Annotated in this window: 17 protein-coding genes and 1 riboswitch; all 17 genes read left to right on the forward strand. The window is 68.3% G+C overall.

The window, feature by feature from the left end; translation table 11 throughout:
- The first annotated feature begins 264 nt into the window (after positions 1-264).
- The 17 genes from AC5Y5V_RS14015 to AC5Y5V_RS14095 all read left to right on the forward strand — a co-directional run bounded on the left by AC5Y5V_RS14015 (position 265) and on the right by AC5Y5V_RS14095 (position 18,770).
- A complete protein-coding gene (locus AC5Y5V_RS14015) occupies positions 265-564 on the forward strand; it encodes a PE family protein (RefSeq protein WP_499935946.1) in 300 nt (99 codons plus the stop codon).
- Between the two features lie 295 nt (positions 565-859).
- Complete coding sequence (locus AC5Y5V_RS14020; RefSeq protein WP_499935948.1) at positions 860-1,156, forward strand: WXG100 family type VII secretion target; 297 nt, start codon at positions 860-862, stop codon at positions 1,154-1,156.
- Between the two features lie 50 nt (positions 1,157-1,206).
- Entirely contained in the window at positions 1,207-1,491 is a 285-nt protein-coding gene (locus AC5Y5V_RS14025; RefSeq protein ID WP_067928241.1) for a WXG100 family type VII secretion target, read from the forward strand.
- An 86-nt stretch (positions 1,492-1,577) separates the two neighbouring features.
- Positions 1,578-2,480: an ESX secretion-associated protein EspG gene (locus AC5Y5V_RS14030; RefSeq protein WP_499935953.1), complete on the forward strand. Its 903-nt coding sequence runs from the start codon at positions 1,578-1,580 to the stop codon at positions 2,478-2,480.
- A 174-nt stretch (positions 2,481-2,654) separates the two neighbouring features.
- On the forward strand, positions 2,655-4,166 hold the full coding sequence (eccD, locus tag AC5Y5V_RS14035) for a type VII secretion integral membrane protein EccD (protein ID WP_499935957.1): 1,512 nt from the start codon (positions 2,655-2,657) through the stop codon (positions 4,164-4,166).
- A complete protein-coding gene (mycP, locus tag AC5Y5V_RS14040; RefSeq protein ID WP_499936422.1) occupies positions 4,144-5,979 on the forward strand; it encodes a type VII secretion-associated serine protease mycosin in 1,836 nt (611 codons plus the stop codon). Before eccD ends, mycP begins: the two co-directional genes overlap by 23 nt.
- Before the next feature lie 13 nt (positions 5,980-5,992).
- Positions 5,993-7,192 carry a type VII secretion protein EccE gene (gene eccE, locus AC5Y5V_RS14045; RefSeq protein ID WP_499935959.1) on the forward strand — a complete coding sequence of 400 codons (1,200 nt, stop codon included), beginning with the start codon at positions 5,993-5,995 and terminating at the stop codon, positions 7,190-7,192.
- Positions 7,189-9,021 carry a type VII secretion AAA-ATPase EccA gene (eccA, locus tag AC5Y5V_RS14050; protein WP_499935961.1) on the forward strand — a complete coding sequence of 611 codons (1,833 nt, stop codon included), beginning with the start codon at positions 7,189-7,191 and terminating at the stop codon, positions 9,019-9,021. Before eccE ends, eccA begins: the two co-directional genes overlap by 4 nt.
- Before the next feature lie 415 nt (positions 9,022-9,436).
- Positions 9,437-9,559 (forward strand): hypothetical protein, encoded by a 123-nt coding sequence (locus AC5Y5V_RS14055; protein WP_499935963.1) that lies wholly within the window; start codon positions 9,437-9,439, stop codon positions 9,557-9,559.
- Between the two features lie 12 nt (positions 9,560-9,571).
- Positions 9,572-10,780 (forward strand): PPE family protein, encoded by a 1,209-nt coding sequence (locus AC5Y5V_RS14060; RefSeq protein ID WP_499935965.1) that lies wholly within the window; start codon positions 9,572-9,574, stop codon positions 10,778-10,780.
- 100 nt (positions 10,781-10,880) lie between these two features.
- A riboswitch (M-box (ykoK) riboswitch) is annotated at positions 10,881-11,056 on the forward strand.
- Between the two features lie 270 nt (positions 11,057-11,326).
- Complete coding sequence (locus AC5Y5V_RS14065; protein WP_499935967.1) at positions 11,327-11,626, forward strand: PE family protein; 300 nt, start codon at positions 11,327-11,329, stop codon at positions 11,624-11,626.
- 14 nt (positions 11,627-11,640) lie between these two features.
- Positions 11,641-12,810, forward strand: coding sequence for a PPE family protein (locus AC5Y5V_RS14070; protein ID WP_499935969.1), 1,170 nt, complete (start codon positions 11,641-11,643; stop codon positions 12,808-12,810).
- A 682-nt stretch (positions 12,811-13,492) separates the two neighbouring features.
- Positions 13,493-13,792, forward strand: coding sequence for a PE family protein (locus AC5Y5V_RS14075; RefSeq protein WP_499935972.1), 300 nt, complete (start codon positions 13,493-13,495; stop codon positions 13,790-13,792).
- A gap of 66 nt (positions 13,793-13,858) precedes the next feature.
- Positions 13,859-15,124, forward strand: a complete 1,266-nt coding sequence (locus AC5Y5V_RS14080; RefSeq protein WP_499936424.1) for a PPE family protein — start codon at positions 13,859-13,861, stop codon at positions 15,122-15,124.
- Between the two features lie 12 nt (positions 15,125-15,136).
- Complete coding sequence (locus AC5Y5V_RS14085; protein ID WP_499935975.1) at positions 15,137-16,540, forward strand: PPE family protein; 1,404 nt, start codon at positions 15,137-15,139, stop codon at positions 16,538-16,540.
- 40 nt (positions 16,541-16,580) lie between these two features.
- Positions 16,581-16,907, forward strand: a complete 327-nt coding sequence (locus AC5Y5V_RS14090) for a DUF732 domain-containing protein (RefSeq protein ID WP_499936427.1) — start codon at positions 16,581-16,583, stop codon at positions 16,905-16,907.
- A gap of 606 nt (positions 16,908-17,513) precedes the next feature.
- The gene (locus AC5Y5V_RS14095) at positions 17,514-18,770 is read left to right on the forward strand and encodes a PPE family protein (protein ID WP_499936432.1); all 1,257 of its coding nucleotides are present in this window, start codon (positions 17,514-17,516) and stop codon (positions 18,768-18,770) included.
- The last annotated feature ends 13 nt before the right edge of the window (positions 18,771-18,783 follow it).

Genomic DNA, 18,783 nt, shown 5'->3' on the forward strand with positions numbered 1-18,783 from the left:
GTCGCTGCGACCCCGGTCGGGCGCCACGAACGCGCAGCTCAACGGCGTTTTCGTGGGGGAGCACCGCGCACCGCAAGATGCCCGGCGCCGGGCTCAGCGGCGGGGCCGGCGCTGTTACTCTGCCGTTACCGAAGGTGAATTTTTGATGTTGCCCCGTGAACACTTGCAAACAGGTAACGTTGGAAACCAGCCTGCGGCCACGGAGTCATCTAGTCTCAGTGCCAGAGAGCGGTTGCTGATCAATTCGATCGAGGAGGAAGCAACATGTCGTTCGTGACCACGCAGCCAGAAGCACTGGCTGCGGCGGCCGGGAGCTTGCAGGGGATCGGTTCGGCCATGAGCGCGCAGAACGCTGCCGCGGCCGCCCCGACGACGGGGGTCGTGCCCGCTGCGGCCGACGAGGTTTCCGCCCTGACCGCGGCGCAGTTCGCCGCGCACGCGCAGATGTACCAGGCGGTGAGCGCACAGGCCGCCGCGATTCACGAGATGTTCGTGAACACCCTTACGACCAGTTCCGGCTCATACGCGGCCACCGAGGCCGCCAACGCAGCCGCTGCCGGCTAACCAGTCCGGCATGGCATGGGTTGCGACGGCAACCCCCCAGCAGTCGGTGATCTCGGGGATCGACTGCTGGGCCAGGAAGCGCCCGGGACGGTAAGAGCAGTTCGGCAATCGAACGCCAACGTTAAGGCTTCATGTCTGCTCAGCCGTGTTGGAACGGCCGGTGGCACCGGCACCGATGAGAGGGGGAGCGTTCATTAGTTTTCGGTTGGGCTGTTGCGCGGTCGCGTAACCAGTCCGGCCATCGCCTTCCAGCACGACAATTGCAAGCAATCAAGTAACTGAGGAGACATTCAATATGGCAACACGCTTTATGACGGACCCGCACGCGATGCGGGCCATGGCTGGTCGTTTCGAGACCCACGCCCAGACCGTCGAGGACGAGGCCCGTCGCATGTGGGCGTCGTCGCAGAACATCGCCGGTGCCGGCTGGAGTGGCACCGCCCAGGCGACCTCCTACGACACCATGGGTCAGATGAATCAGGCCTTCCGCAACATCGTGAACATGCTGCACGGTGTGCGCGACGGCTTGATCCGCGACGCCAACAACTACGAGCAGCAAGAGCAGGCGTCGCAGCAGATCCTCAGCAGCTAGCGGTCACAGCCGACGCTGCGTAACCTTTCAATCGTTAGGAGAACACCGATATGACAATCAACTACCAGTTCGGCGACGTGGATGCCCACGGCGCCCTGATCCGTGCCCAGGCCGCTTCGCTGGAAGCCGAGCACCAGGCCATCGTCCGCGATGTGCTGGCTGCCGGTGACTTCTGGGGTGGCGCTGGTTCGGTGGCCTGCCAGGAGTTCATCACCCAGTTGGGACGCAACTTCCAGGTGATCTACGAGCAGGCCAACTCGCACGGCCAGAAGGTCCAGTCGGCCGGCAGCAACATGGCCAGCACGGACAGTGCCGTCGGGTCCAGCTGGGCCTAACAACTAACCTCGGGCGCGGCAGTACACCATTGCGGTGTGCTGCCGCGCCCTGCAGTGTCCGAGCACGTCAACCCATGAGGTAACTGATGGATCAACAGAGCACCCGCACCGACATCACCGTCAACGTCGACGGATTCTGGATGCTCCAGGCGTTGCTGGACATTCGGCACGTAGCGCCGGAACTCCGGTGCCGGCCCTATGTGTCTACCGACAACAATGACTGGCTCAACGAGCACCCCGGGATGGCGATCATGCGTGAGCAGGGCATCGTCGTCAACGACGAGGTGAACGAGCAAGTCGCGACCCGGATGCGGGTCCTCGCCGCGCCCGACCTCGAGGTCGTCGCGCTGCTCTCCCGCGGCAAGCTGCTCTACGGCGTGGTCGAAGACGAAGACGCCCCGCCCGGGTCGCGCGACATCCCCGACAACGAGTTTCGGGTGGTTTTGGCGCGCCGAGGCCAGCACTGGGTGTCCGCGGTTCGGGTTGGCAGCGACATCACGGTCGACGACGTCGCCGTGTCGGACAGCGCCTCGATCGCGGCCTTGGTGATGGACGGCCTGGAATCGATCCACCACGCCGAACCGGCGGCGATCAACGCGGTCAACGTGCCGCTGGAGGAGATGCTCGAGGCCACAAAGTCGTGGCAGGAGTCCGGATTCAACGTGTTTTCGGGTGGCGACCTGCGCCGCATGGGCATCAGCGCCGCGACCGTGGCCGCCCTGGGGCAGGCACTTTCCGACCCGGCGGCCGAGGTCGCCGTGTATGCGCGGCAGTACCGCGACGATGCGAAGGGTCCCAGCGCCTCGGTGCTGTCGCTCAAGGACGGGTCCGGCGGCCGCATCGCGCTCTACCAGCAGGCCCGCACCGCGGGTTCGGGGGAGGCGTGGCTGGCGATTTGCCCGGCGACTCCGCAGTTGGTGCAGGTAGGCGTCAAGACGGTGCTGGACACATTGCCGTACGGCGAGTGGAAGACTCACAGCAGGGTTTAACAGCCGCGTAACGAGATGCGGGATTCGGCAACGTGTTTGAACATAAAATACTCTCGAGATGCGAACGCGTCATTCTTCTCTAGAATCAGCAGCAAAGCTGAAACCGTCGTTACCTGAACTATTAACTGCGAGGGCAAACCAGATGAATTCGGAATTGGCAGGGGGTGCAAGGCTATGACCGCGGTAGCTGACATGCCACAGGCTGACATTGAGGGTGTCGCACAGCCACGGGCTGTCGTAGTGGGCATCATGGCCGGCGAGGGCGTCCAGATCGGCGTTTTGCTGGATGCCAACGCGCCAGTCTCGCTGATGACCGACCCGCTGCTGAAGGTGGTCAACAGCCGGCTCCGGGAGCTCGGCGAGTCGCCGCTGGAGACCACCGGGCGCGGGAGATGGGCCCTGTGCCTGGTCGACGGCTCGCCCCTGCGGGCCACCCAGTCGTTGACCGAGCAGGACGTTTACGACGGCGACCGACTCTGGATTCGCTTCATCGCGGACACCGAGCACCGCTCACAAGTCATCGAGCACATTTCCACCGCGGTCTCGGCGAATCTCAGCAAACGATTCGCCGCGATCGACCCGGTAATGGCGGTGCAGGTGGGCGCCACGATGGTGGCGTCGGGCGTGTTCCTCGCCTCCGCGCTGCTGGGCTGGTACCGCTGGCACCACAACTCGGTGCTGCCGAGCATCTTCGCCGCCGTGGCCGCCGTGCTGGTGGTGGCCGTTGCCGTGCTGCTGCTGATGCGCGCCAAGACCGACCAGGACCGCCGCGTCGGCGACATCATCCTGATCAGCGCGCTGCCGTCGCTGGCCGTGGCGGCCGGCTCCGCACCGCCGGGGCCCTTGGGGTCCCCGCAGGCGCTGCTGGGCTTCGGCGTGCTCACCGTGACCGCGATGCTGATCCTGCGGTTCACCGGCCGTCGGCTGGGCCTCTACACCGCGATCGTCACCGTTGCGGCGGTGACGACGATCGCCAGCCTGTCGCGGATGGTCGCGATGACCAGCGCCGTCACGCTGCTGTCCTGCGTGGTGCTGACCTGCGTGATCGGCTACCACGCGGCGCCCGCGCTGGCCCGCCGGTTGGCCGGCATCCGGCTGCCCGTGTTCCCGTCGGCCACCAGTCGGTGGGTCTTCGAGGCCCGGCCCGACCTGCCGACCACCGTCGTGCGCACCGATGGCGGCCCGCCGGTCCTGGAGGGTCCGGCGTCGGTTCGCGATGTGCTGCTGCAGGCCGAGCGCGCGAGGTCGTTCCTGACCGGCTTGCTGGTGGGTCTGGGCGTGCTCGTCGTGGCGTCGCTGACCGCGCTGTCCGACCCGCACACGTTCCAGCGCTGGCTCCCGCTGTTGCTGAGCGGGTTCGTCGCGGGCTTCTTGATGCTGCGCGGCCGCTCGTACGTCGACCGCTGGCAGGCGATCATCCTGGCCGGAACGGCCGTCGTCGTAGTGGCCGCCGTGGTCAGCCGGTATGTGCTGGTGCTGTCGTCGCCGCTGTCGGTGTCGATCGGGGTGGCGATCCTCGTGCTGCTGCCCGCGGCGGGCCTGACGGCCGCGGCGGTCGTGCCGAACACCATCTACAGCCCGCTGTTCCGCAAGTTCGTGGAATGGATCGAATACCTGTGCCTGATGCCGATCTTCCCTCTGGCACTGTGGTTGATGAATGTCTATGCAGCGATTCGGTACCGCTAGCGGGCGGTTGTGGCGTGGTCGCGTCGCGCGAGCGACCACCGCCGCGATGCTGCTCACTACTGGTGCGCTAGCGGGCTTGCCGCCCGCAGCCGCGATCACGCCTCCGCCGATGGATCCGGGCGCGGTGCCGCCGGACACCCCGCCCGGGCCCCCGGCGCCGATGAAGCAGAACAACTACTGCATCGAGGTCGGGGTCGTCCCGGGCACCGATTTCCGGATGCCGCCAAAGTACATGGAGATGCTCAACCTGTCGGAGGCTTGGGCGTTCGGCCGCGGCGCCGGGGTGAAGGTCGCCGTCATCGACACGGGCGTGACCCCGCACCCCAGGTTCCCGCACCTGATCCCCGGCGGCGACTACGTGATGCCCGGCGGCGACGGGCTGTCGGACTGTGACGCCCACGGCACCATCGTTGCGTCGATGATCGGCGCGGCTCCGGCGAACGGCGCGGCCGGCCCGCCGGCGGCGCCGCGCAAGCCCGTCACGATTCCCACCACCGAGCCGCCGCCGAAAGCGCCGCCGCCACAGACGGTGACGCTGTCGCCGCTGCCACAGACGATCACCATGGTGCCGCCGACGCAGGAAAACGGACCGCCACCGCCGTTCGGCGCGCCTGCGCCGGCGCCACCCCCACCGGCGCAGGCGCCGGGCCAGGCTCCCGGACCGAACCCGGGACCGGGCCCCGGACCGGGTCAGGCCCCGGCAGGCAATCACGGCGGCGGCACGGTGACGGTGCCCGGTCACTCGGGCGGCGGACACGTCACCGGCGTCAAGTGGCCCATCCCGCTGGACCCGACGCCCAAACCGCCGCCACCGGCGCCCCCGGCACCGCCGGCCCCGGCCGCGGCACCGCCGGACGCGTTCAGTGGTATCGCCCCGGACGTCGAGATCATCTCGATCCGCCAGACCAGCCTCGCGTTCGGACTGAAGGATCCCTACACCGGCGACGAGGACCCGCAGACGGTCCAGAAGATCGACAGCGTCCAGACGATGGCGCGCGCGATCGTGCACGCCGCCAACATGGGCGCCCAGGTCATCAACATCTCGTCGGTGACCTGCATCAGCGCGCGCAACCCGATCGACCAGCGCACGCTGGGCGCCGCGGTGCACTATGCGACCGTCGACAAGAACGCCGTCATCGTGGCCGCCGCGGGCGACACCGGGTCCAAGGACTGCAAGCAGAACCCGGCGCCTGACCCGTTGCAGCCCACCGACCCGCGCGGCTGGAACGGCGTCACCACCGTCGTCACGCCGTCCTGGTTCAGCGACTACGGGGTCCTGACGGTCGGCGCGGTGGATAGCAATGGCACGCCCATGCAATCCAGCGTCTCCGGCCCCTGGGTTTCGATCGCCGCGCCGGGAACCGACGTGGTCGGGCTCTCGCCGCGCGACGACGGCCTGATCAACGCGATCGACGGGCCGGACAACGCGCTGTTGCCGGTATCGGGCACCACGTTCTCGGCCGCGATCGTGTCGGGGGTGGCCGCGCTGGTGCGCGCCAAATTCCCGCAGCTCTCGGCGTACCAGGTCATCAACCGGCTGATCCATACCGCGCGGCCGCCGGCGCGTGGTGTCGACAACGTGGTCGGGCACGGTGTGATCGACCCCGTGGCGGCCCTGACCTGGGATGTACCCGAAGGGCCGGCAAAGCCGCCGACCCAGCTATCGGCGCCGCTGAACCTGCCCACGCCGCACCCTCCTCGCGATATGGTGCCGGTGTGGGTGGCCGCCGGTGGCTTGACCGGTGCGCTGCTGATAGCTGGCGCGGTGTTTGGTACGGCGACGTTGATGCGGCGTTCGCGGAAGCAGCAATAAGGGCGGAGCGGTAATGAAGGCTCAGCGAAAGTTGGGGTTGGCTTTGTCATGGCCGCGGGTCACCGCGGTATTCCTGGTCGACATCTTGATCTTATTGTTGGCCAGCCATGCGCCGAAGTCGTGGCAGGGCGACAACCACGTCGCGTTCTGGGTGGGCGTCGGCATCGCGGCGCTGGTGACGCTGCTGTCGCTGGTCAGCTACCACGGCATCACGGTGGCCTCGGCCCTGGCCGCGTGGGTGTGGGATTGGTCCGCTGACCCCGGGACCGCACTGGCGGCGGGGTGCACGCCCGCGATCGACCACGCGCGCCGCTTCGGGCGCGACACGGTCGGGGTGCGCGAGTACCAGGGCCGGCTGGTTGCGGTGATCGCGGTGGACAGCGGCGACGAGGAAGCGCCGGGCCGGCACCGGCACCGGACGTCGCCGTCGGCCGCCCTCCCGGTGGCGGCGGTAGCTGAAGGATTGCGCCAGTTCGACATTCACCTCGACAGCATTGACATCGTCTCGCTCAAGGTGCGGCGCGGGGGCAATGCGGCCAAGCTGTCCAAGCTCGACGACTGGGGTCCCGAGGAGTGGGAGGATCTCAACGATCAGCCCGACTCGTACCAGCGCAAGACCTGGCTGGTGCTGCGGATGAACCCGCAGCGCAACGTCCCCGCGGTCGCGGTTCGCGATTCGCTGGCCTCCACGTTGGTGGCAGCCACCGAGCGGCTCACCCAGGACCTCGACGGGCAAACCTGCGCGGCCCGCCCCCTGACGGCCGACGAACTCGCCGAGGTCGACGCCGCGGTGCTGGCCGACCTGGAGCCGACCTGGAGCCGCCCCGGCTGGCGCCACCTCAAGCACTTCAACGGCTACACCACCAGCTTCTGGGTGACGCCGGCCGACATCGACACCGAGACGCTGGACGCGCTGTGGGAGGCCGAGACCGACGCCACCGTGCTCACGATCCGGCTGACCAGCCGCGGCGGCCGGCCGCAGGTTTCGGCGTGGGTGCGCTACCACACCGACGGCAAGCTGCCCAAGGAGCTGGCCGCGGGCCTCAACCGCCTCACCGGCCGTCAGCTGGCGGCGGTGCGGGCCAGCCTCCCGACCCCGTCGCTGCGCGCCCGGCTGTCGCTGCCCAGCCGGGGTGTGCGTGACCACGACGAAGTGATGTTCGAGCTGGGCCAGGCGCAGGAGGGCTCGACGAGCTTGCCTGCAGGGCGATGACCCGCCCGCAATCAAACGCCGAAGACGCCCGCAATGCGATGGTCGCCGGATTGTTGGCGTCGGGAATTTCCGTCAACGGCCTACAGCCGAGCCACAACCCGCAGGTCGCGTCGCAGATGTTCACCACGGCCACCAACCTCGACCCGGGGATGTGCGACGCCTGGCTGGCCCGGATCCTGGCCGGTGATCAGGGCATCGACGTGCTCGCCGGGGCCTGGGCGGCGGTAAGGACGTTCGGCTGGGAGACCCGTCGTCTCGGCGTCACGGATCTGCAGTTCCGGCCCGAGGTTTCCGACGGGCTGTTCCTGCGGCTGGCGGTGACCAGCGTCGACTCACTGACCTGTGCGTACGCCGCCGTGCTGGCCGAGGCCAAGCGCTACCAGGAGGCGGCCGACCTGCTCGACGGGGTCGAGCCGCGCCATCCGTTCGACGCCGAGCTGGTCAGCTATGTGCGCGGCGTGCTGTACTTCCGCACCAAGCGCTGGCCGGACGTGCTGGTCCAGTTCCCGGAGGCGACGCCGTGGCGTCATCCCGAGCTGAAGGCCGCGGGCGCCGCGATGGCCACGACGGCGCTGGCGTCGTTGGGGGTCTTCGAGGAGGCATACCGCCGCGGTTCGGAGGCCGTCGAGGGTGACCGGGTGCCGGGGGCGGCCAACATCGCGCTGTACACCCAGGGCATGTGCCTGCGCCACGTCGGTCGCGAGGACGAGGCCATCGAGCTGCTGCGCCGGGTGTACTCGCGGGACCCGAAGTTCACGCCCGCCCGTGAGGCCCTGGACAACCCCAACTTCCGGCTGGTGCTGACCGACCCGGAAACGATCGAGGCCCGCACCGATCCGTGGGATCCGGACAGCGCGCCGACCCGCGCGCAGACCGAAGCCGCCCGGCACGCCGAGGCGGCCGCGAAATACCTGGCCGAGGGCGACGCCGAGCTGAACGCGATGCTCGGCATGGAGCAGGCCAAGAAGGAAATCAAACTCATCAAGTCCACCACCAAGGTGAACCTGGCGCGCGCCAAGATGGGGCTTCCGGTGCCGGTGACGTCGCGGCACACGTTGCTGCTCGGGCCGCCGGGGACCGGCAAGACTTCGGTCGCGCGGGCCTTCAGCAAGCAGCTGTGCGGGCTTACCGTGCTGCGCAAACCGGTGGTGGTGGAGACCAGCCGGACCAAACTGCTGGGCCGCTACATGGCCGACGCCGAGAAGAACACCGAAGAGATGCTCGAGGGGGCACTGGGCGGTGCCGTCTTCTTCGACGAGATGCACACCCTGCATGAGAAGGGCTACTCCCAGGGCGACCCGTACGGCAACGCGATCATCAACACGCTGCTGCTGTACATGGAGAATCATCGCGACGAGCTGGTGGTGTTCGGTGCCGGCTACGCCAAGGCGATGGAAAAGATGCTCGAAGTGAATCAGGGTCTGCGACGGCGGTTTTCGACCGTGATCGAGTTTTACAGCTATACCCCCGAAGAGCTGATCGCGCTCACCAAACTGATGGGCAACGAGAACGAGGATGTCATCACCGACGCGGAGGCCGAGGTGTTGCTGCCGTCGTACAGCAGGTTCTACAACGACGAGACCTACTCCGAGGACGGCGACCTGATCCGGGGCATCGACACGCTCGGCAATGCGGGCTTCGTCCGCAACGTCGTGGAGAAGGCGCGCGACCACCGCAGTTTCCGGCTGGACGACGAGGACCTGGACGCGGTGCTGGCCAGCGACCTGACCGAGTTCAGCGCGGACCAACTGCTGCGGTTCAAGGCGCTCACGGGCGAGGACCTGCTCGCAGGCCTGAGCGCCGCGGTTGCCGAGAAGAAGTCGGACTAGCCGCCGCCGCGCCGCTGTGCGGTGCGGCGTTCGTATCTCGTCGAATCGGGCGAAGGCCGTTGGCCGCAACTGCCTTCGGGCGTCGCCTCGGCCCGCTACGCTGACGGTGCCGAAGCTCCGACGAGAGGGGCGTCGCGACTGGCAAATCGCTTTGCTGGGATGACGCACCCCGATCTGCGCAACTGCGGCGCTGCCCCGGGTGCGCGGACCATGACAGGAGGTGGGACGGCTGGCCTGACCGACTGTGGCTGTACGAAGTTGACCGTTTCTTTCCGATCCGGTCACGGCGCCATTTCACCGTCTGAATTCGGCGGGCGCCGCGTACCCAACACCGCGCCGCACCGCGACGCCAACGCGGCGGCCAGGGCCCGTAACCGGGTCGGACTATCCGATGGGACCGACAGGGAGAAGTCCGATGTCTTTTGCAGTGACACAATCAGTTTCGCTGGCGGCGGCCGGCGGCGCACCGAACGGCGCCGACCGCCTGCCCGTCCACCAAGTGGCCACCGAAGCCACCGACGCTACCGCGGCTCGTTAGGGGTCGGCGGCGATGGACTTTGGCGCACTACCTCCGGAAATCAATTCCGCACGTATGTATTTGGGGCCGGGCTCGGCGCCGATGCTGGCCGCCGCTTCGGCCTGGAGCGGCCTGGCCGAGCAGCTGCAATCGACGGCATCCTTTTATCTGTCCGTGATTTCGGGCCTGACCGAGGAAGGCTGGCTGGGGCCGGCGTCTGCGACGATGGCGGCCGCGGTCGCCCCGTACATGGCCTGGATGAGCAGCACCGGGGCGCAGGCCGAGCAGACCGCCGCGAACGCAACCGCGGCCGCGGGGGCCTACGAGGTCGCGTTTGCCACGACGGTGCCGCCGGCGGTGGTCGCGGCTAACCGCGCTCAGCTGATGTTGCTGGTCGCGACGAACTTCCTCGGCCAGAACACCGCCGCGATCGCGGCCACCGAGGCCGAATACGGCGAGATGTGGGCACAGGATGCGGGCGCGATGTACGGTTACGCCGCCGGTTCGGCGGCGGCCGCCGAACTGACGTCGTTCTCGCAGCCGCCCCAGACCACCAACCCGTCCGGACAGGCCGCCCAATCCGCCGCGGTCTCCCAGTCCGGCAACACGGCGGCTGCCAGCGGTGTGCAGCAAACGCTGAACCAGCTGACATCCGCGCTTCCCAACGCGTTGCAGTCCCTCACATCGCCGCTGGCGGCCGACGACCCGACGTGGGATTTCCTGAACTCCAACTTCTTCAACGGGATCATCTCGGGCGGCTATACCAACCCGGCCATAATCCAGCAGACGGTCACCGCGGCGATGGCCGACATCAACGCCGTCGCGCTGGGCGGCGCACCGGAGACCACCGCGCTCCCGCCGATGGGCGCGGGCACCGGGAACGCCGTGTGGACGCCGTTGATTTCACCACCCAACGCGTCGTTGAGCTCTGCGCTGGCCGTGCCGTCGGGCCTGTCCGGCATGAACGCCGGCACGGTGTCGGCCGGGGTGCATCAGGGCGCCTTGGTCGGGCGGCTGTCCGTGCCGCAGAGCTGGTCCGCGGTGGCCCAGGTGGAGAACCACGCCGGCGTGGCGCTGCCCGGCGGCGGCTGGAACGGCGCCGCGGTTCCGGAGGGGAGCGCGGCCGGCGCACCCGGCATGCCCGGCTTTCCGGTGGGGCGCGGAGCCGGATCGCACTGGGGCAACGGGCCTCGGTACGGCTTCCGCCTCACCGTGATGTCGCATCCGCCCGCCGCGGGGTAGCCGGATCTCGGTCATTTCCCGGCCTTTTGGTGACGACGCAATCGCGCTCGGGTTGCAGCTGAGTTGACTCACAACGATGTGAGTGCCACCATAGCCTCTGTATGCACCTCGCTAGGTGAGGCGTCTACACGGATACAGGCCACTGACCTCGAACGTCGAAAGACGCCCAGGGTCAGGACAGCTCTTCCCGGCTTAAGGGTTGAGCCCAAGTGGCTTCCGGCTCCACGGAGTCGGATACGCCGTGTGGTGCCAAAGCTCTGACGAGAGGGGTGCCGCGCCCGGCTTGTTTGTCGGGCCCTCAACCTCGCGTACACCACATGGCATCCCCGTGTGCCCTGGCCGAGAGGAGGTGAGAGCGAAATGAGTCCTGGTGATAGTCCGTATTCCAGACCGCTGACCATTTCGTTGCGATCCGACCCCGGCACCCCTTCCACAGTCTGAATCGGCTTACGCCGCAAAAGACTTCACGCTTCCGCTGCGCGGATGCGTGCTGTTGGACTGCGTAAATCCAGCGCCCGGGTCCCCTTTCCGACAAGGAGAAGCCCAATGTCGTTCGTAGTTGCGCATCCAGAAGCGCTGGCCGCCGCCGCCGGCCACTTGAACGCCGTCGGATCCGCGATGGCCGCGCAGAACATGGCCGCGACCGCCGCGACGACCGCTCTGCCCGCCGCCGCAGCGGACCCGGTATCGGCCTTGGCGGCAACACAATTCAACGCCCACGGCGCGATGTACCAGGCCGCGGGCGCCCGGGCGATGGCCATCCACGAGATGTTCGTCGCGATGTTGGGTGCCAGCGCCGAGTCCTACACCGCCACCGAGGCCATCAACGCGATCGCTGCCCGCTGAAGGGGAGGCAAACGATGACCGCCGCACTGGATTTCGCGATGCTTCCGCCCGAAGTCAACTCCGCACGGATGTACGCGGGGCCGGGATCGGCCCCGATGCTGGCCGCCGCGTCGGCGTGGAACGGGCTGGCCGCCGAGTTGCGCTCGACCGCATTGGTTTACGGTTCGGTGCTGGCCGCGCTGACCGGCGAGGAATGGCATGGTCCGGCGTCGGCGTCGATGGCCGGCGCGGCCACCCCGTACGTGGAGTGGATGGACATCACCGCCGCGCAGGCCGAAGAGACCGCGGCCAAGGCCGAGGCCGCCGCCGGCGCGTTCGAGGCCGCGTTCGTGGCCACGGTGCCGCCCCCGCTGATCGCCGCCAACCGCAGCCAACTGGCCGTGCTGGTGGCCACCAACATCCTGGGGCAGAACACCGCCGCGATCGCGGCCACCGAGGCCCAGTACGCGGAGATGTGGGCCCAGGACGCCGCGGCGATGTACGGCTACGCCGCGTCTACGGCAACGGCCACCCAGCTCACCCAGTTCGCCCAGCCGCAGGAGACCACGAGCTCCGGTGGGCTGGCCGCGCAGTCGGCGGCGGTCGCTCAGGCCAGCGGGGTGGCCGCGGGCAACCAGCAGTCGACGCTGTCCCAGCTGATGTCCGCGATACCCACGTCCCTGCAACAACTCGCGTCGACGGTCGGAGCGGGATCCACGGGGACGTCTTCCGGCGGCAACGGCATCTGGGATGTGTTGGGGCTGAATTCCAATTTCTGGAACACGGTGGCGTCATCCGGGCTCGGCATGGCGCCGGTCACGGCGCTCTCGTCGTTGATCGGCCTCGCCGGCAACGGCGCGAATGCCGGTGTCGTCGGGGGTGCCATTGGGGACGCAGCGAGCGCCCTGACCAGCCCGTTCGTCGGCGTGGGCGGGGTGGGCGGGCTCGGCGGCGCGGTGTCGGCGGGTTTGAGCAAGTCGGCCGCGGTGGGCACGTTGTCGGTGCCGCCGGGCTGGACCGCCGCCGCGCCGGTACACGGCCCGCTGGGGTCCGCACTGGGGGGCACGCCGATGATCGCGCCGCAGGGTGCGGCCGGCATGCCCGGAGTGCCGTTCGGCGGCGTGGGCGCCCAGGGTTCGGGCCGCGCCATGCCCCAGTACGGCTTCCGCCCGAACTTCGTCGCGCGCCCGCCTGCCGCCGGCTGACCTCGACGGTGTATCCGGCTCTCGGCGTTGGCTTTTCGTGCCGTCGCGGGGCCGACGCGGGCTCCGCGGCGGTGCCCTGACCCCCGCCCTGACCGGCGGTTTCGGGCCGCGGGGCCGCTCCCGCCCGTTTCCCAGCGAACTCGCAGCGTCGCTGCAGGCTTTCTGCAGTAGCGCATATGTATTCTTGGTGAAATTCGTTGGGAGAGAGTATGCCAATTGCCAACCGATTCGACGGTGTCGAGGCGGCGGGGAACCGGATATCTCGTCTCGGTTGCCTGTCACGACGAGATTATGGGTGCGATTTTCCTTGACCCGTAATTTGACTATTTCAACGACAGTCCAATAAGGGGTAAATTCCGGCCCGCCGGATTTAGAGCAAACAATAAAGCCAACAGCCGGTCATGTGCTAGACAAGCCTGTGACCTGGCATTTTCGTGTGTCCACAACCAAAATTAAACAAAGATCTCACACCCGGTCTCGACCGCAGTGATATTTCTGTTTACATGATGATTACCTGCCGGGAACGCATCGTGAATAAGTTCAATGCAGGCTGGTCACCACGTGAAAGCGCTGCGCCAGAGTCGTGGACGATATAACAATTTCCGAATCGCTACGGTGGCCGTCCCGCAACTCGAAATAGGGCCGAGCTACAACCTGACTACATCGTCGAAAGGGGTAAGACATGTCGTTTGTGACCACCCAGCCGGAGGCGCTGGCAGCAGCCGCCAGCAGTCTGACGGGCATCGGTTCGGTGATGAATGCCGGAAGCGCGGCCGCGGCCGCCCCGACCACCGGCGTCATTCCCGCCGCGGCCGACGAGGTGTCGGCGCTCACCGCGGCACAGTTCGCCGCGCACGCCCAGATGTTTCAGGCGATGGCCGCCCAGGCGGCGGCGATTCACGAGCAGTTCGTGACCGCCCTGACGACCAGCTCGGCGTCATATGCGGCGACCGAGGCGGCGAACGCGGCCGCTGCGACCTAGGAACCGGGGGAATCAGGAGTGTTTGTCGATTTCGGTGCGCTTCCGCCGGAAGTCAACTCCGGCCGCATGTACGTCGGTGCCGGATCGGGGCCGATGCTGGCCGCAGCGGCGGCCTGGGACGAGTTGGCGGCGGATTTGCAGAGCACGGCGGCCTCGTACGGGTCCACGGTGAGCAGCCTGGCGGCGGGCCCTTGGACGGGTCCGTCCGCGATGACGATGGCCGCCGCCGCCGCACCGTACGTCGCCTGGATCAACGCTGCGGGCACGCAGGCCGAGGTGGCGGGCACCCAGGCCAAACTGGCCGCGGCCGCCTACGAGACGGCTTTCGCCGGCACGGTGCCCCCGCCGGTGATTGCGGCGAACCGGGCATTGCTGGCGGCGCTGGTCGCCACCAATATCTTCGGGCAGAACACCCCGGCCATCATGGCCACCGAAGCCCACTATGTGGAGATGTGGGCCCAGGACGCGGCCGCGATGTACGCCTACGCCGGTTCCTCCGCCAGCGCGTCGCAGCTGACCCCGTTCACCGAGCCGCCGCAGACCACCAACACGTCGGGCACCGCCCTGCAATCCGCCGCGGTTTCGCAGACCAGCGCCTCGACCGGGTTGGACATCGGTTCGAAGCTGTCCCAGCTGATCAACTCGGTGCCCACGATGCTGCAGCACCTGGGAACGACGCTCGGCAACACCGGGCAGGCCGGCGGTGCGGGAAATCTGTTGTCAGGGCTCGACATACCGCAGTTGGCCAACGTTTCGCTGCCGACCAGCCTGACCTCCGACCTGACCAACTGGAACACCATCATGTCCACGCTGGTATCGAGCCCATATTCACTGCAGGGTCTCTCGTCGATACCCGGTGGCCCGTTCCTGTCATTCGGGCAGGTCTATGCGTACGCCCAGAACGGGCAGGGCCTGCAGTCCTTCTTCGGACCCGCCAAACCCATCGCGGGGGCGCTCGCCCCGCTGGCCAGCGACCTCCCCGCACACATGCCCGGCGCGAGCCTGACCGGCAGCGCGACATCCGCCTCGATGGGCCGTGCGGCGCTGGTCGGCAGCATGTCGGTGCCCCAGGGGTGGACCCAGGCCGCCCCGGAGGTCAGGTTGCTCGCCTCGGCGCTGCCCAACAACCTGGCGGCTCTACCCGAGGCCGCGATGGCCGACGCCGACGGCAGCATGTTCAGCCAGATGGCCCTGTCCAGTCTGGCCGGACGGGGTCTCGGCGCAACCACTTTCGGGTCCGGGGGCGGGGGCATGGCGCGCGCGATGAGCAGCGTCGTCGAGGCCGATCCCGCCGCCGCCACGATCATCGTGCTCCCGGCGCTCGAGGACTAAGGGGAAGTCGACATGTACTACGCAACGCTTCCACCGGAGATCAACTCGGGGCGGATCTACGCCGGACCGGGCTCGGGCTCGATGCGCGCTGCCGCGACGGCGTGGGAAACGCTGGCCGCCGACCTGCAATCCACCATCGGCTCGTACTCGTCGGTGGTGTCCAGCCTGACCAGCGGGCCGTGGATCGGCCCGTCGGCGATCAGCATGACCGCCGCGATCACGCCCTACCTGACGTGGATGCAGTCCACCGCCGCGCAAGCCGCCGAGGCCGCCACGCAGGCCACCGCCGCGGCCACCGCCTACGAAACGGCGTTCGTCGCGCACGTCCCGCCGACGGAAATCGCCGCCAATCGCAGCCTGCTGGCGCAACTGGTGGCGACCAACATCTTCGGCCAGAACACGCCCGCGATCGCGTCGACCGAAACCCAGTACGGCGAGATGTGGGCTCAGGACGCGCTGGCCATGAACAGCTACGCCGCCTCCTCGGCGACCGCCAGCAACGTCACGCCGTTCACCGCCGCACCGCAGGTCACCAACGAGGCGGGGGTGGCGGGGCAGGCCGCCGCGGTATCCCAGTCCGCCGCGACCGCGGCCGGCAGCGTCCAATCGGCGGTGTCGTCGCTGACGTCGATTCCCAACCCGCTGTCCTGGGCGTTGCAGGTCGGCGCGAACCTCAGCACCGACTACACCCAAACGATCAACGGTCTGCTGAATTCCCTCTTCGGACCGAGCGCGGCATCGTCGCTGGCGCTGGTCTACAACGCGATCAAGACGCCCCTGGGCTTCACCACGGGCTTCAACGACATCGGTCTGCTCGTCAACTTCCCCGCATCCCAATTCCTGAAGTTCGCCCCGCACGCGGCGGCGGGCGGGCTGCTCCCGAAGGACCTGCTCGGGGGCGGCCTGACGCCGCACTGGGGCCGGGGCTGGCTCACCGGCGCAACCAACCCGGTGCATGCGGACTGGGGACGCGGCACACTGGTCGGAAAGCTGACCGTCCCGCCGAGCTGGGCGGCAGCCACGCCGGACATCAGGATGGTCGCCGCGGCCTTGTCCGAGGCAGGGGCGGACGCCGTGCCGGCGGCCGCGCTGGGCGAGGCGAGCCTGTTCAGCTCGATGTCCGCGGCCGGCATGCTCGGCAGTGCCTTGGGCGCCGGGGCACCCAGCGCGCTGTCGGGTACCCGCGTCCGAGGTCGGCTCACCCCGATCAAGGACCTGAAAGACGCGACCTCGCCGGAGAAGCTCAAGCGCCTGGTAGCCCAAATCTCGGAGAAGCCCGAAAGCGTGCAGCACCACAGCGTCGACCAGGAGGGCCTGGACAGCCTGCTCGAGCAACTGGCGAAGAAACCCGGAATCCACGCCGTGCATCTGAAAAGCAAGTCTCAAGTCGTGCCGTCCGATGCGCAGTTGGGTTGACAGACAGCACGATTCGACGCGGCAGCCGTTGGGAGGACCAATTGTGAGAATGCACCTTGCGCTACTCGGCGTGGCCGCCGTGATCGGCCTCGCCGCGCCGGCCTACGCCGACCCGGCCCCCGAACCCGCCGGCGACGACAACGGATTCATCGCCGCGCTGCAGCAGAGCGACATCGGCTTCGGCAACCCGGCGTCGGCGATCACGTCGGCCAAGGCGGTGTGCACCTGCCTGAACAACGGTGAATCGGGGCTCGAAGTCGTCCACGATCTGAAGACCCACAATCCTGCTATCACCATGGAGCACGCGAGCAAGTTCGCCGTGATCGCGGCGCAGTTCTACTGCCCCAACCAACTCTCCAAGGCATAGCAGTCGTTTACGGCTCAGCACGTTGAGCCGCTTCCTCGTTCGGTAGCGCAGCAACCGCATAACCTGGCGCGCATCAGTTAGCGCCACGCCCCGGTCACCTCGACCGCGCCGCTCCTGGTACGGGCCGCGCGATGATCGCCGCACGGCACCGAGTCACCGACCGATCTGATGGATTTCATATGAACTCCACAGATTTGCCAGCACGCCCAAATGCCCGTGATTACCATGGCGGCCAACCAAGGAATCGGAGGGAATACGGAAGGCCGCCCAACCATCGCCGCCGGCAGGGTTTCTCACGTCGTCACCAGTGAGGTAGCCCGTGCCCTCGGCGGCGGACAGGGGGAGCCGCTGGCGACGGCCGGGGGCAGCCGGCGACCGCCGGGAGCATCATGATTGCTGATAACGGGGCCGATATCGCTCCGGCTGCCGATGTGATTCCTGTTGGCGCCGAAGGGCTTTCGGCTCATGACTGGCGCCGAACGGCGGGTGGCCGCGGCGAGGGCGGACCCGGTTTCGTCGCAGGCCGCGGACGCGACCGACACGCTCACGGTTGCTTGCGGACGGGCTTGCGGACGGCCTTGAGGACGGGGAGGTAAAGGCGTGTTTGTGGACTTCGCGGCGCTTCCGCCGGAGGTCAACTCCGGGCGGATGTACATGGGCCCGGGCCCGGCGCCGATGTTGGCTGCCGCGGCGGCCTGGGACACCGTCGCGAGTGAACTGCATTCCCACGCGGCGGCCTACGGCGCGAACATCGAGGGGTTGACCGTCGGGTCCTGGCAGGGGCCCGCGGCGATGGCGATGACGGCCGCGGCGGTGCCGTTCGTGGCGTGGATGACAGCCACCGCGGCGCAGGCGGAGCAAACCGCGATGCAGGCCAGGGTCGCGGCCGCTGCGTACGAGACGGCCTTTGCGGCGACGGTGCCGCCACCGGTGATCGAAGCCAACCGCACCCTGCTGATGACCTTGATCGCCACCAACATCCTCGGCCAGAACACCGCGGCGATCGCGGCCACCGAGGCCCTGTACATGGAAATGTGGGCCCAGGACGCTACCGCGATGTACGCCTACGCCGGATCGTCGGCGGCCGCCACGCAGCTGACGCCGTTCTCCGAGCCGCCGCAGACCACCGATCCGGCCGGGGTGGCCAGCCAGTCCGCGGCCGTGGCGCAGGCCGCCGCTGCACCCGCGGCGGACATCCAGTCGCAGATATCGCAGCTGATCAACCTGGTGCCCAATATGCTGCAAAGCCTCGGCTCGACGAGCGCCCTGGCCAACCCGTTGGCGGCGACGCCGGCGGCGACGATCATCGACGCCATCTATCCGATCGTGTCGAATCTGCGGCCCCTGTTTGCGGCCATCACCGGCGCCTACAGCCCGATCGGGGCGATCATCCTGCCCGGCGGCTGGTGGCTGTTGTCCCTGCAGATCCTGGGTCTGTCGCAGAACGGTCCGGGCGTCGCCGAACTGCTCAGCGGCAAGACCCCCGCCGGGGGCCTGGCGCCGCTGCGGGGCGGCTACGTGTCGTTGGTGACCCCGGAGCCCGGGCCCGGGGGAGTCGCGGCATCGATCGGCCGCTCGACGCTGGTCGGCTCGCTGTCGGTGCCGCGCGGCTGGGTCTCGGCCGCCCCGGTGATGCGGACGGTCGCGTCGGTGCTGCCGGGCGCGGGGCTGGACGCGGCCGCGGCGGCCCCGGCGGTGACCGAGACCGGTGTGTTCGGCGAGATGGCCATGGCCAGCCTCGCGGGACGCGCGCTCGCGGGCGCCACGATGCGCACCGTGAGCAACGGCACGCAGGCCACCGGTGGCGCCGTCGCGGACGACATTGCCACCACCTCCACGATCATCGTGGTCCCGGCGGACTGACCACTCGACGCCC

It is taken from the genome of Mycobacterium sp. NGS68, assembly GCF_059812195.1.

Coding starts and splice junctions, on each gene's coding strand:
- AC5Y5V_RS14030 (WP_499935953.1), top strand. CDS start 1,578: ATGGATCAACAGAGCACCCGCACCGACATCACCGTCAACGTCGACGGA.
- AC5Y5V_RS14065 (WP_499935967.1), top strand. CDS start 11,327: ATGTCGTTCGTAGTTGCGCATCCAGAAGCGCTGGCCGCCGCCGCCGGC.
- AC5Y5V_RS14070 (WP_499935969.1), top strand. CDS start 11,641: ATGACCGCCGCACTGGATTTCGCGATGCTTCCGCCCGAAGTCAACTCC.
- eccD (WP_499935957.1), top strand. CDS start 2,655: ATGACCGCGGTAGCTGACATGCCACAGGCTGACATTGAGGGTGTCGCA.
- AC5Y5V_RS14015 (WP_499935946.1), top strand. CDS start 265: ATGTCGTTCGTGACCACGCAGCCAGAAGCACTGGCTGCGGCGGCCGGG.
- AC5Y5V_RS14055 (WP_499935963.1), top strand. CDS start 9,437: ATGTCTTTTGCAGTGACACAATCAGTTTCGCTGGCGGCGGCCGGCGGC.
- AC5Y5V_RS14085 (WP_499935975.1), top strand. CDS start 15,137: ATGTACTACGCAACGCTTCCACCGGAGATCAACTCGGGGCGGATCTAC.
- AC5Y5V_RS14075 (WP_499935972.1), top strand. CDS start 13,493: ATGTCGTTTGTGACCACCCAGCCGGAGGCGCTGGCAGCAGCCGCCAGC.
- AC5Y5V_RS14020 (WP_499935948.1), top strand. CDS start 860: ATGGCAACACGCTTTATGACGGACCCGCACGCGATGCGGGCCATGGCT.
- AC5Y5V_RS14060 (WP_499935965.1), top strand. CDS start 9,572: ATGGACTTTGGCGCACTACCTCCGGAAATCAATTCCGCACGTATGTAT.
- mycP (WP_499936422.1), top strand. CDS start 4,144: ATGCAGCGATTCGGTACCGCTAGCGGGCGGTTGTGGCGTGGTCGCGTC.
- eccE (WP_499935959.1), top strand. CDS start 5,993: ATGAAGGCTCAGCGAAAGTTGGGGTTGGCTTTGTCATGGCCGCGGGTC.
- eccA (WP_499935961.1), top strand. CDS start 7,189: ATGACCCGCCCGCAATCAAACGCCGAAGACGCCCGCAATGCGATGGTC.
- AC5Y5V_RS14025 (WP_067928241.1), top strand. CDS start 1,207: ATGACAATCAACTACCAGTTCGGCGACGTGGATGCCCACGGCGCCCTG.
- AC5Y5V_RS14080 (WP_499936424.1), top strand. CDS start 13,859: ATGTACGTCGGTGCCGGATCGGGGCCGATGCTGGCCGCAGCGGCGGCC.